Raw genomic sequence first — 12,831 nt, 5'->3', positions numbered from 1 at the left:
TCTAAAGAAGCGCTTGTAAATCTTCTGGCAAAGGGATTTCAAACTCCATATACTCTTCGGTAAAAGGATGCACCAAGTGTAGATGATACGAGTGTAGAGCGTTTCGTGCTAACAATTCATTTGGCCCACCATACATCGTGTCACCGATTAAAGGATGGCCGATATAAGAAAAGTGCACCCGAATTTGATGCGTCCTTCCTGTTTCAAGCTCAATTTGCAAATGATCAAACGACGTGTAACTGCCAATTCGCTTGTAGTTTGTCTTCGCATATTTCCCGTCAGGCGCGACCATGCGTTCCATGATGCTAATATCGCTATTACGCCCAATTGGTGCTTCAATAAAACCCTCGTCCTCCGCCAAGTTGCCCGAAACAAGCGCCTGATAGCGCCGTTTTAACAGCCCCTTTTGAAGCGTCCAGCTTAGACGAGCGTGTGCGAACCGATTTTTCGCAATCAACATCAGACCAGATGTTTCACGGTCTAAACGCGTCACAATGTGAATCGCCGAATCGAGACCAATTGTTTCATAGTAACCCTTTAAATGATTCGCAACAGACCCACTCGGATGATACTGCGCCGGAATGCTCGCCATGCCCGCTTCCTTGTTCAAAACTAAAATAAAATCGTCCTCATACACAATATTTAGCGGTTTAAACTCCGCAATTAAACGCGTGTTTTCCTTTTCAGGTGGAAAATGGATACCAATCTTATCCCCCGCCTGAACTTTATACAGCACATTTTGTTCCTCGCCGTTTACTTCAATTTTGCCCTCTTCATTATATTTCACCGAAGCAAGTAACTGTTTTGAAATATGATGATGTCGTAAAAACGTTCGAAGTAAAATGCCCGTTTCTTGTTCACTAACTCGCCACTCTAAAAACAAAACCTTTTTTCCTCCTAGTCTTCAATAAAGGAATCATGCACTCGTTTCCAAAAAGGGAACGACCGAAAACGAGCAAATTGCATCTCCACACTTGCTACTTCATATACAATTTCGCGCACATCGCGATGCAAAATACTTAAATGATCCACTGAAATTTGAAAGTCTTTGTCATTTACTGGTTTTAATTTCACTTGATGATGTTCTGGAAAAACAAGCGGACTTCCAATCGTCCGGTAAATGCGGTTATTGATGGAAGCCATTTCCGTAAGCTGCATGGCTTTGACAGATGGATGCATAAGGGCGCCGCCAAGCGATTTGTTGTAGGCTGTTGTGCCACTAGGCGTGGACATGCATAGCCCGTCACCGCGGAAGCGCTCGAAATGACTTTCATTAATCATAACATCAACGACAAAGGGACCTCCGGAACTTTTTATCGTGGATTCATTTAAAGCTAAATAAACGGCTTCTTTTTTCCCTAATTCGTAGTGGACGGTCGTTTTTAAGAGCGGATAGCACACTTTATCATATTTGCCTTCTGCAATGCGTTCCACTAACTTTTCCGCTTCGTTCGGGCGCCAATCTGCGTAAAAGCCCAAATGCCCCGTGTGAATCCCAACAAACGCCGTTCGGTCTAAGCGATGTTCATATTCATGAAAAGCAGCGAGCAGCGTCCCGTCACCACCGATGGAAATGACAATTTCTGGATTTAGCGCATCATACTCCATTTCGTATTCATCAAAAGCAGCAATCATCGTTAGCCTAAGTAAATTGGACTTTTCGTCCCCTTTCGATGTAATCACATATTTCACTGTGCATTCTCCTTTTATCGTTCACTATTTTTTAGGCAATTCATGATGACTTTGCGTCTTACTTTTCGGCACATCTTTGTTTTTCGAAAAATAAACTTGCGCTTCTTGAATTTCTTCGCGAATTTGGCTCATCTCTTCATCAAGTTGAAAAGCCGCTTCCGCCGCACGTTTCAAACGCGTGTTAATCGCTTCTGGAAACTCCCCTTGATATTTATAGTTTACAGAATGTTCAATTGTTGCCCAAAAATTCATCGCCAGCGTCCGAATTTGAATTTCGACAAGAATTTTTTCCTCGCCACTAATTGTTTCCACCGGATATTCAATCACCACATGGTACGAACGATAACCGCTCGGCTTTTTATTCGCAATATAGTCACGTTCCTCCACAATCCGAAAATCTTTCCTTTGTCTAAGCAAATGAACGACCGTTTCAATATCATCAACAAATTGGCACATCATACGTAGACCCGCAATATCCTGCATTTCTTCCGCCAAACGATCTAGCGCTATATTTTTTTGATTCGCTTTATCTAAAATACTCGCAATCGGCTTTACCCGTCCTGTGACAAACTCAATCGGTGAATGGTTATTTTCAAGCTGAAACTGCGCACGCATTCCCTTCAGTTTCACTTTTAATTCATCGACAGCCTGCTTATACGGTGCCAAAAAATCTTCCCAATGGTTCAAAAAACTCACCTCATAGACTGAACTTTTATTCATACCCTCTTATTTTACCATATTTTCCTCATTATGTTACTATAGAAGAAAAGCACGAAAAGAGGAAAATGCCCATGGAAGAACTGGAAATCGAGTTCCGTAATCTTTTGTCTGAAAACGAGTATGAAACCCTTTGCGATTTATTTCGCTTAAAAGAAACCGATTTTTTCGAGCAAACAAATTATTATCTCGATACACAAGACTTTGCTCTAAAACAGCGCCTTAGTGCCCTTCGCATTCGCCAAAAAGGAACGCACTTTGAAATGACACTCAAAACCCCACAAGGCGATGGCCTACTTGAAACCTCACAACTTCTAGGTAGTGACCAAGCAAAAGCCATTTTTGACGGCGCCAATATTCCAACCGGACCAGTCCGTGATAAATTAGCCACACTAAACGTGTCCCATGAGGACTTACACTATTTTGGTTCCCTAAAAACAAGACGCGCAGAAGTCGCCTACAAAAAAGGCCTTTTAGTATTCGATAAAAATTTTTACGGCGACAAAATTGATTTTGATTTAGAATATGAAGTTTCCGATTTTGAAAAAGGACAAGAAATTTTCAATCATTTCTTAGAGAAAAACCGTATTTCTCCCCATCCCGCTTTAAATAAAATCGAACGCTTTTATAACTATACATATAAAAGTGATATAAATTAATAAAATTAAGCGGTAAATATGGCGATTTTATTAAACTTATGCAAATTCTTCTGTTTTCTCAGGTACAATTATTTGTTAATTTATTAGGTGACTGCTAAAATGAGTATAGATAAAAAGTGTATCAGCAAATGCTAAAGAACATTTTCACACTGGTACAAAGACTATGACAACGAATTTATGTCAGAAATTAAAAATCAGGTGATTAAAAATGATTAATCAAAATTTATATTATACGTCCATCGCAAATAGTAAGCCGATTGAGATTTATTTATTTTTCGATCCAGCCTGTAAAGACTGTTTCGATATGGAAGCAAACATTCGGCGCCTGCAAATGGAATATGGTAACTATTTTAAATTAAGATATATTCTTCATAATAATCTTCAAACTTTCATGCGTAAGCAAAAGCGTTCCAAAGAAAATCTTCCTTTGAAAGAACAACAAATGCTTGCTCATCGCTCCTATGTTTCTTGTCTTGCCGTTAAAGCAGCTGAACTTCAAGGAAAAAACCTTGGAATCTCGTTTTTACGCAAACTTCAAGAAGCTTATTTTGTGAACGAAGAAGATATTTCAAATGAAAGCCTCCTTTTTGAAAAAGCACGTTCGACTGGACTTGATTTAACCGAGTTCCGTAAAGACTTTAGTTCGAACATCGCTAAACGCTCCTATATCGGGGATCAAAAAGTGGCGCGTGAAATGGAGATTACCGAAAATCCAACGGTTGTTTTCTTTAATCGCAACATTGAAGATGCCGGTCTGAAAATTACAGGCCTACATCGTTATGATATTTATGTCCATATTTTATCCGAGCTTTTAAACCATTTCCCTGAACCAGAAGAAAAGCCATCGATGGAAGAATACATTGAGCTCGTTAAAGTAACAAGTTCCCACTCAATGGCGCAATTCTACAACGTATCACAATGCCAAATTGAACGCCAAATGAAAAAGTGGCGCCTCCAACAAAAAGTAACACCCGTCGAATTAAAAGACGGTGAAATTGTTTGGCAGTATATCGGTTAAAAATGTTAAATCAGAGCGGTAACGAGTCGTGTACCGCTCTTTTTTTGTGCATAAAAAACCGATTCCAAAAATTGGAATCGGCTCGCAAAATCATTTAACTAATTCTAAACCTGTTTTTTTAACAATATAAACAGTAGTAAGGTTCGTTTTCTCTAATAAACTACCGTTTTGCATGTTTTGAATGGTTAGTCTACTAGCGGCCTCACGATGACTTACTTTAATGCGGTCGCCTTCTGCCAAATTGATGCGCGTTGTTTTCGTAGGATAATCTGTTGTCCCATAATAATCTTGGCGGTATTTCCTTGTTCCATTTTTATCCGCAATATCAATCGCGGCATATGAAGCTGTGAAGTAATCATGTGGACGATTCCCCGTTACCAAAATAGTTGCTTGCATGTCGGTTAGCGAAACGTTCATCGTCGCAACAACATGATTACTTAATCCCTTCAACACATATTGAAAGTCATAGCCGGCAGCTTTAGGCACTGGAATTTCTGATGTACTCACTTCTTCTAAGCCAGTGTTAGTCACACGATACGTAATTAAATCCCCTTTTTTCAAGAAAGTTTGGTGCGTCTTCTCTTGAATTGTTAAGCGTGAACCCGATTCCTTATGCGTGACTTTAATGTAATCCCCTTCAGCTAAGTGAATCTGAGTTGTGCTTGCTGGATAATTCGTTGTGCCTACAAAATCTTTCGTATATTTTTCCAGACCATTTCTATCTAAAATCGTAATGGAGGCATATGAGCTCGCAAAGTAAGAATGTGGCATGTTGGCATTAATCGCAACAGTTGCTTGCATATCTTTTGGCGACACATTCATTGTCGCGATAAGATGGTTCCCCCACCCTTTAAATGTATACACATAATCATTCACGAAATTCTTTTCTTCTTTCCCGGGAAAAAGATTTTTATATTTCTGCAAATACTCCGTTTTAGCCGGTTCAGTAAGCGACTGAATGGCCACAAGTAGATGTTTCTTGCCCTCAACCAGTGAGAGCGGCGCAGCTTTCATTGTTTCGTCTTTCAGGAGCGCATCACCTATTGCTACCACTTTTTTTTGAAAATCTTGTTCCGCGTTATTTTGTAATTGTTGATTTTTTAATCCCCATTTCGTCATCACCCACACATTATCACTCCTTGACGAATCAACAATACTTTCTTTTGAAACGAGTCTTCCTGCTGTTTCCGCGTGATAAACCTCTACACGATCCCCTTCTCTAAAAGCAAATTCATCTATCCCAGTCGAAGCATTAGTACCGTTTATTATTTTGTGATAGCGAACTGCACCCGATGCGTTTTTAACGGTAATTTCTGCGTATTTCCGATTTCCGAAATAGCTATGCGGCGTACTTGAAACGACTGAAAGCTTGGCCATTCCTTGGTTTACATCAGTTTGAAAACTGGCAAAAGGTTGATTGCTAAGTCCTAAAAATTGAATCGTTTGGTTGCCAATAAAACTTTTATTAATTTTAGTCAAAGAAATATTTGCATTGTTTTTCGCTTCTTTTACATATACGTATGATGTCTTAACGTCATACTTGTCCGCCTGACTACCAACCACTTCTAGACTGTATACGCCGTTTGGAACACTCGTAAAAGTCATTGACCCGTTGCTAATTACTTTTTCTTGAACCGTCCTAGTTCCATCTTTCAAACGAATTTTGCTTCCAACTAAATCTGAAATATTATCAGCTTTTAATGTTAGCGTTAAATCGCCTTTTAAATCAAGCGATGCAATTTCTTCATTTTTGACCATCTCAAAATTCGATGTAATGAGTAGCTTAGCATCAAGTAAATTCCGTGCACTGGCAAGCTTATCTTTAGGTACAATATGAGCAAGCGAAGCCACGGCTGGATAACCTTTCGCACGGTTCACAAACTCTTGATTTCCACTTAATGTCAGTCCCCATTTCTCTAAAACTGGTGAGAAATCTAGCTGGCTATATTGGCTATAATATTCATTAAATAAATCTGGCAATGCGTAGGCTTCTGGATTAAAGTCAGGTTCGTTTGCAGCTTTGCGGTAACCTTGATACATGGCAGGTAACGCATCATTTCCCGCTTTTTGTCTAAGCATCGTAAGTAAAATTAACTTTTCCCTAAGCCCAACAGATTCATATGTCCCATTTTTTTCAATTAAACTTTCATACAAACCTTCCTCAACTGCTTTCTTATTTCCGTAGTCGAAAAGCCAACCATTTTTATCCGCCGCTTTTCCGTAGTGCTCATACTGATATTGAACGCCATATAAATTATTGAATACTTCCCCAGTATACATTCCCTTGCTATCAAATCCAGCTTGGTAGCCGTGTCCAATTTCATGAAGCTGTCCCCAGTCAGCTTCCTTTAGCCATGACTCAATCGAAGGACTGGTCATCGCGGTCCAGTTCCAACTATAATAAGCTCCACCAGGACCGTTTGCATCGGCTTTCAAGAAATAACGGTTGGCAGAATTCTTGTTGTAAGCTGTCAATCCGTCAAAACCAGCAATTTGATTATACATCTTAAATAGTTTTTCATAATGCCCAATTAATGCGTCCAAAGAGTTGAAATCTCTCATATTTCTAAGTTTTTCTTTGTCCCCTTTCGGAACGAACAATTGAAAATCTTTTCCTTGAACTAGCGCATATTCACTATTAAATTGATCCCACATTCTGAAGAAATCTCGTTCGCTGTTTTGACTCTTGTAGGTAGGTAACGGTTTTTGTGCTTCATTTGAAACGACCTCATACTGAATGGTAGCACTTGTATCTCCAAACGGTGTATCAATGAAAGGCACTAAACTTTTTGAGCTACTAATGGTCACCCAATTTGTTCCAACATTCACCGATTTTTCAAATTGTGAATCGTTGCCTAGTAATGATAACTTAAGTGTACGCCCAAAATTTGGATTTGTTTGACGAACTTTTAAAACTTTCCCAGCTTGTAAAATAAAACCTAAATCTTGCCTATCGTGATTCACTCCCTTGCTCATACCTGAATTTCTAATCCAAGTGGGGTCTTCGATACTAAAAATATGCTTAGTATTAACGCCATTTGCATAAGAAACTTGTACAGATACGACCATCGCTAGGCAAAATAACAACATTCCAAACAAAATCTTTTTCATTTCGTTCCTCCTATAAAACCATGAATCGCTGCAGCATTTTTAGTATAGCACAAAAATTCTGAAAAATAGTGTCCATTCTATGGAGATTTAGGCTCAAAACAGACCGATTTTATTTCAAAATAAAAATTACAAAAGATTGCTAAATCTATCGTTTAGGCTTTTTTATACAAAAAAAGATCAGACTGGTGACAAACAGCAATCTTCGTAGTTCTTGCCTCCGCTCCGGTGCGGTACTCGGCAATCCATGAAAATCTCACCATTTGTCATCAGTCTGATTGTGCGTAGTATGTTTTGTTTGGCTTAAGTTTAGAGTTTTTCTACAAGCTGAAGATATCCATAACAGATATCCTCATCCTTTTTATTTCTTCTTCCTCATAAAATAAAATGCTTCCACTGGTTTATCTACAACCATTTTAACGGTCATCATTGCATTTGGTGCTCGGTCAATTGCTTCGCCGTCTGCATTCCAGATTTCACGCACCACTTGTTTAAAGCCCGTATCGCTCGGCCCGTAAAATTCAATTTCATCACCGACACCGAAATTATTCCGCTGTTGCAAGGTTGCAATCTTCGTTTTTTCATCATAATCAAGCACTTGCGCGGCAAAAGCATATTGCGGTATTTTCCGCGTCTTTCCGAAAAGCTGCTCATCTTCTGTTGGTTCTTTGTAGAAAAACCCTGTTGAAAGTTCGCGCTGCGCCACTTTCCAAAGCTCGTCTTCCCACGCTGGATCAAACTCAAAGTTTTCCGGATCTGCGCAGTAAGCATCTACCACTTTCCGGTAAATACTCGCAACCGTTGACACATAATGAATGGACTTCATTCGGCCTTCGATTTTCAAACTATCGACGCCAGCATCCACCATGTCAGGAATAAAGCGAATCATTGACAAGTCCACTGCACTCATGGAAAATGGCTCCTCGTCATCGTCCACCAAGTTTTGTGGTTTTCCGTGGTCCATCTCAAACAAATCATATTTCCAGCGGCAACTTTGCGCACAACCACCGCGGTTTGCGTCACGATTCGCCATATGATTCGAAAGTGTACATCTACCTGAATAAGAAATACACATCGCTCCGTGGATAAAAGCTTCCATTTCAACATTCGTATTTTCGCCGATTTCGCGAATTTCTTTCATGCTGACTTCGCGCGCTAAAACGACACGCTCAAGCCCTCTTTTTTTCCAAAATTCAAGCGTTTTGTAATTCGTGGCCGATGCTTGCGTTGATAAGTGAACTGGAAGTCCCGGCGCGCTATCAAAGCAAATTTGAATGAGTGCAGGATCGGACACGATAACTGCATCAATACCAATGTCGCGTAGCTTTAAGAAAAATTCACCCGCGCCTTCTGTATCCCCCTCATGGGCAACCATATTCGCTGCGACATAAACTTTTGCCCCGTGACCATGTGCAAACTCTACGCCTTCTTGCATTTCTTCAAAACTAAAATTTCCGGCACGTGAGCGAAGCCCAAATGCCTGTCCACCAATATATACAGCGTCCGCTCCGTAGCGAATCGCAATTTTCAACTTCTCTAAATTCCCTGCTGGCGCAAGCACCTCAGGTTTTTTTAATGTTGTCTTCATCAATATTCCCCCTACTTGACTTCATCCGGATTTTTCAAATAAAACCCAGCACCTAGTTCACGTGTATCTGGAGCCAGATTTGCTAAACGGTTAACAAATGTTTCCGCAATAAAATTCCCCGCCATGAGCGCCTCTTTTGCTTCCACAAAAAGCTTCGCAATCGCAACAAAATCCGCGCCATGCAAAAGAATCCCATCGAGCTTCCACGTTGTCACACCAGCGTCAAAAAGCTCCTCCAAATAGGGCATCATACTAATATCTTCTGTACTAAAAATATGCGTTCCATTTTCATCTTCATAAATCGGCAACATGCTGTCCGCATCATTTGGCTCTCGTAAATAAAGCCCCCGCGTCTTGTCAGCACTCTCGTCAAGCTCAACTATATTATAATAATTCGTGACAAGCTTTCGTTTCGATTGATGAATACAAGTTGGCCCGTAAACAAGCACTTCTACGGGAATATCTAGGCGTGCCGCAATTTGCGCGACTTCCGGCCGAGTTAATTCGCGTGCGAGTACCGCACCAGTGGCCCCTTGTTTTACCCAAAAATCAATTTGTTCGGCGCTCGTCACAAAAGTTTGCGCATCATAAATGAATGGCACAGATAATTCCAGCTCTTCAAGCATCAAAATAACGCCTGGATCCCCTACAGCAATTTTATCTACCGCCATTCTATCAAGCGCTTTTAAAAATGCCGGAATCTCTTCGACGTGCTCATTGTGCATCAAAGCGTTCACCGCCACAATCACCTTTTTCCCAAAAGAATGGGCTAAGTTCGTGATTTCTTCTAATTCCTCATTTGAAAAAGAAGCTGGCAATCTAAGGCCGAAACGACTATTTCCAATATAGAGCGTATCGACTCCGGCGCGAAGCAAATTTTCGGCTTGCAGTGCTGATTCTGCTGTCGCAATAATTTCCATATTTAATTCTCCTCTTCTCCTTTTAACTTACAATGAATAATGTATCACAAGTCTGCCATACGGGCAATACTTCGCAAGTATGTTGTTTTCGCCAAAATAAAAGCTAGGCCCCGAGGGAATCCTAGCTTTTTAAGATTCATTGTCATCATCGCGTGCTTGTTCAATTCGTAGTAGTTTCATGATTGGTCGGTAGTTTTGACCGATTAAGCCGAGCGATTCAATAAAGATTTCAACGAGGAGAAGAAGTACGCCCATCAGCAAGATGGAGCCCCAAATCGTTGACATAGTAAAAATGAATGAAAACAGTGAAAATAGTGCTGCAATCGCGTAAATTAAAATAACGGTTTGCCGATGTGTGAAGCCTAAATTCATCAATTGATGGTGAATATGCGATTTGTCGGCCATTGCAATCGGCTGTTTGGTGACAGCTCTTCTAATAATCGCAAAAATCGTATCCGAGATAGGCACACCTAAAATTAAAATTGGCACAATCAGGGAAACAAACGTAACATTTTTAAAGCCCATCACCGATAATACAGCAATGATAAAGCCTAAAAATAACGCGCCCGTATCGCCCATAAAGATTTTCGCTGGATTAAAATTATATGGTAAGAAACCTAAAGTTGCGGCAATTAAAATTGCGGCAATCGAAATAACAATTGGGTCTGACATAATAAAGGCCATGCCTAAAATTGTAACCAGCGCAATTGTAGAAACACCCGCTGCCAAACCGTCCAAACCATCAATAAGATTGACTGCATTCGTGATGGCAACAATCCATAAAATCGTTAGCGGTACACTGAAAATGCCAAAATGAATTTCCCCGCCGAATGGCAGATTAATAAATTCTATGGAAATTCCGCCCCAAAAAACGATAATAAACGCGGCTAAAACTTGGCCAATTAATTTATAGCGTGCTTTAATTTCAAATAAATCATCAATAAATCCTGTTATCATCATCATCGTACCAGCTAGAAAAAGTGGCCAAATGAAGGTTTTATCAATCGGGAGTAAAAAAAGCCCAATTGAAAAGCTTATGTAAATAGCCAGACCACCAAGGCTAGGAATTGGTCGTACATTCACACGTCTTTTATCCGGTTTATCCGTCACATCAAAATATAAAGCGACTTGTCGCACTAGCGGCGTTAACACGATTGATGCAATCAGACAAAGGATAACAATCGAAGGTAACAAGGCAAGGCCTCCCCTACATTAAATTCTGTACTTATTATACGTCGTTATGCTTAAAAAAACAACGTAAATCCTAAATCTTAAGCTCTTCTTTAAAGCTTAGTAAACTAATTTTATACTAAATGCTAAAATTTGTGTCGATTTTTCGACTTTTTCCTAAAAAAGCTGACGTTAGACTTAATTTGTATTAAAATGAAAGTATTGAATAAGAAAGGATGAACAATTTGCGATCTAATAAAAAGAAAAAGCGCAAAGGCTTAAAAATATTTCTTACAATCTTGCTAGTTCTTGTTCTCGGAATTGCTGGGTACTTAGGCTACGCTTACTGGAAAACAACATCAACCTTTAATAAAATTCATACCCCAATTGAAGGAAAAGAAAACGCTAGTGTTGATTTAGAAAAGAAACAACCCTTTTCTGTTTTAATTCTAGGCGTCGATGAACGCGCTGGTGATAAAGGGCGTTCAGATACTCTTATTGCGGCAACTGTAAACCCGAATACAAATAAAATTCAAATGTTGAGTATCCCGCGTGATACAAAAACCACCATTCCTGGATACGATTCAAATCCGCATAAGATTAATGCGGCCTATGCTTATGGCGGTGTTAAAATGACGGACGCTACAACAACACAGTTTCTAAACGGCATTCCATTCAACTATTACATCAAGATTAACATGGAAGGCTTCCGCGATTTAGTCGATGCGGTGGGTGGTATTGATGTTGTCAATGATAAAGACGGTCTGACGCTTGCCTCACAATCGGCTGATGGTAGCAAAAAGGTGTTTAACAAAGGAAAAATTCATTTAGACGGTGAAGATGCGTTAGCGTATGTACGAATCCGTAAAACTGATGCAGAAGGCGACTTTGGGCGTCAAAAACGGCAACAACAAGTTATGTCTGCTGTTGCTGAGAAAGCATTAAGTACAGGTATTATTTGGCGCTTTGACGGCATTTTAAATGCCATTGGCGACAACATTCAAACCGACTTTACAATGAACGATATTACACGTATCGCGAAAGATTATCGCGGCGCACTATCTAATATCGAAAACCTCCAAGTCAAAGGTGAAGGTAGCCGTGTTGATGGCGGCCCGTGGTACTATGTCGTATCCGACGCCGAACGAGCACGCCTGCACGATGAACTAGCTAAAAATCTTGAAATGAAATAAGACAAAAAAAGAACTTCCTCACGGAAGTTCTTTTTATTGTTTAACTTTAGCTACAAACTGAAATCTACTCCCCACATATTGCGAGCGAGTAAACTCAAATGGTCGACCATCTTCTAAAAATGTAATTTGTCTGAGTTTCATAACCGGTGAACCTAGTTTTACATCCAAATAGGGCGCAACCTTTTCTGAAACAAGCGCTGCCTCCATAATCTGTTCTGCCTCACCAATTTGCTGACCAATTTTTGTTTCCACCGCTTCATACAACGAATTCATAATATCCTCTTTTGTAAGAAGCGCCGCAATATTTTCAGGGATTGTTGCTACTTCGAATAAAATGGGAACTGAGTCTCCGTAACGAATCCGTTCAATTTTCATAACATTGCTTTTTTCTGGTATTGCTAGTGCTTCTTGCTCCTGCGTACTAGCAGGCCGAATACCGTAAGAAACGATGCGCGTGGAAGGCTTCTTTCCTGCCTGCAACATTAAATTAGTGAAACTTGTTACTGCTTCGAGTCGTTCAGTCAATTTCTTTTCCGCAATGAACGTGCCAGCCCCGACGCGCCTTTGCAAAATATTATCATCGACAAGACCTTGAATGGCTTGCCTAACCGTCATACGACTCACGTGAAACATTTCTGCCAGTTGGCGTTCGGCCGGGATTGCTGTCCCGACCTGCCAAACACCCGCCTCAATTTTTTGTTTAATTTCGGCTTGGATTTGAATGTAAATTGGAATTCCCGATTGTTTATCGATCATTTTTCAGCCC

General features: G+C 40.2%; 11 protein-coding genes. 3 read left to right on the top strand and 8 right to left on the bottom strand.

Annotated features, from left to right (window positions below):
• Nucleotide 1: 1 nt before the first annotated feature.
• From BN1609_RS10940 to BN1609_RS10930, 3 genes are read right to left on the bottom strand one after another with little or no spacing between them, the layout of a single operon-like run.
• Nucleotides 2–883, bottom strand: a complete 882-nt coding sequence (locus tag BN1609_RS10940) for an RluA family pseudouridine synthase (RefSeq protein WP_088840853.1) — start codon at nt 881–883, stop codon at nt 2–4.
• Between the two features lie 14 nt (nt 884–897).
• The gene (locus BN1609_RS10935; protein WP_088809093.1) at nt 898–1,692 is read right to left on the bottom strand and encodes an NAD kinase; all 795 of its coding nucleotides are present in this window, start codon (nt 1,690–1,692) and stop codon (nt 898–900) included.
• Nucleotides 1,693–1,716: 24 nt separating this feature from the next.
• Nucleotides 1,717–2,379 carry a GTP pyrophosphokinase family protein gene (locus BN1609_RS10930; RefSeq protein ID WP_088809441.1) on the bottom strand — a complete coding sequence of 221 codons (663 nt, stop codon included), beginning with the start codon at nt 2,377–2,379 and terminating at the stop codon, nt 1,717–1,719.
• Between the two features lie 104 nt (nt 2,380–2,483).
• On the opposite strand from BN1609_RS10930, the gene BN1609_RS10925 reads away from it, so the two are divergent.
• A complete protein-coding gene (locus tag BN1609_RS10925) occupies nt 2,484–3,068 on the top strand; it encodes a CYTH domain-containing protein (RefSeq protein WP_088838802.1) in 585 nt (194 codons plus the stop codon).
• Nucleotides 3,069–3,276: 208 nt separating this feature from the next.
• Nucleotides 3,277–4,086, top strand: coding sequence for a protease adaptor protein YjbH (yjbH, locus tag BN1609_RS10920; RefSeq protein ID WP_088809095.1), 810 nt, complete (start codon nt 3,277–3,279; stop codon nt 4,084–4,086).
• 90 nt (nt 4,087–4,176) lie between these two features.
• On the opposite strand, the gene BN1609_RS10915 is transcribed toward yjbH, so the two are convergent.
• From BN1609_RS10915 to BN1609_RS10900, 4 genes are all read right to left on the bottom strand, one after another.
• Nucleotides 4,177–7,197, bottom strand: coding sequence for a putative mucin/carbohydrate-binding domain-containing protein (locus BN1609_RS10915; protein WP_088840852.1), 3,021 nt, complete (start codon nt 7,195–7,197; stop codon nt 4,177–4,179).
• Nucleotides 7,198–7,555: 358 nt separating this feature from the next.
• Nucleotides 7,556–8,782 (bottom strand): U32 family peptidase, encoded by a 1,227-nt coding sequence (locus BN1609_RS10910; protein ID WP_088809097.1) that lies wholly within the window; start codon nt 8,780–8,782, stop codon nt 7,556–7,558.
• Between the two features lie 11 nt (nt 8,783–8,793).
• The gene (locus BN1609_RS10905) at nt 8,794–9,702 is read right to left on the bottom strand and encodes a peptidase U32 family protein (protein ID WP_088809098.1); all 909 of its coding nucleotides are present in this window, start codon (nt 9,700–9,702) and stop codon (nt 8,794–8,796) included.
• 129 nt (nt 9,703–9,831) lie between these two features.
• Nucleotides 9,832–10,896: a glycosyltransferase family 4 protein gene (locus BN1609_RS10900; RefSeq protein ID WP_088809099.1), complete on the bottom strand. Its 1,065-nt coding sequence runs from the start codon at nt 10,894–10,896 to the stop codon at nt 9,832–9,834.
• A gap of 212 nt (nt 10,897–11,108) precedes the next feature.
• Here BN1609_RS10900 and BN1609_RS10895 point away from each other — a divergent pair, with 212 nt between their 5' ends.
• Entirely contained in the window at nt 11,109–12,065 is a 957-nt protein-coding gene (locus tag BN1609_RS10895; protein WP_088809100.1) for an LCP family protein, read from the top strand.
• Nucleotides 12,066–12,098: 33 nt separating this feature from the next.
• Here the strand turns inward: BN1609_RS10895 and BN1609_RS10890 are convergent, their stop codons facing one another.
• Nucleotides 12,099–12,821, bottom strand: coding sequence for a GntR family transcriptional regulator (locus tag BN1609_RS10890; protein ID WP_088815317.1), 723 nt, complete (start codon nt 12,819–12,821; stop codon nt 12,099–12,101).
• Nucleotides 12,822–12,831 lie beyond the last annotated feature (10 nt).

Origin of the sequence: Listeria sp. ILCC797 (assembly GCF_900186185.1) — a bacterium.
In the GTDB taxonomy this organism is placed as follows: domain Bacteria; phylum Bacillota; class Bacilli; order Lactobacillales; family Listeriaceae; genus Listeria; species Listeria goaensis.
Note: the sequence above shows the minus strand (reverse complement) of the source record. Positions and strands in the feature narration are given on the sequence as shown.

Excerpts from the sequence above, each read along its gene's own strand:
- BN1609_RS10925 (WP_088838802.1), top strand. The coding sequence starts at position 2,484 with ATGGAAGAACTGGAAATCGAGTTCCGTAATCTTTTGTCTGAAAACGAG.
- yjbH (WP_088809095.1), top strand. The coding sequence starts at position 3,277 with ATGATTAATCAAAATTTATATTATACGTCCATCGCAAATAGTAAGCCG.
- BN1609_RS10915 (WP_088840852.1), bottom strand. The coding sequence starts at position 7,197 with ATGAAAAAGATTTTGTTTGGAATGTTGTTATTTTGCCTAGCGATGGTC.
- BN1609_RS10910 (WP_088809097.1), bottom strand. The coding sequence starts at position 8,782 with ATGAAGACAACATTAAAAAAACCTGAGGTGCTTGCGCCAGCAGGGAAT.
- BN1609_RS10905 (WP_088809098.1), bottom strand. The coding sequence starts at position 9,702 with ATGGAAATTATTGCGACAGCAGAATCAGCACTGCAAGCCGAAAATTTG.
- BN1609_RS10895 (WP_088809100.1), top strand. The coding sequence starts at position 11,109 with ATGAACAATTTGCGATCTAATAAAAAGAAAAAGCGCAAAGGCTTAAAA.
- BN1609_RS10890 (WP_088815317.1), bottom strand. The coding sequence starts at position 12,821 with ATGATCGATAAACAATCGGGAATTCCAATTTACATTCAAATCCAAGCC.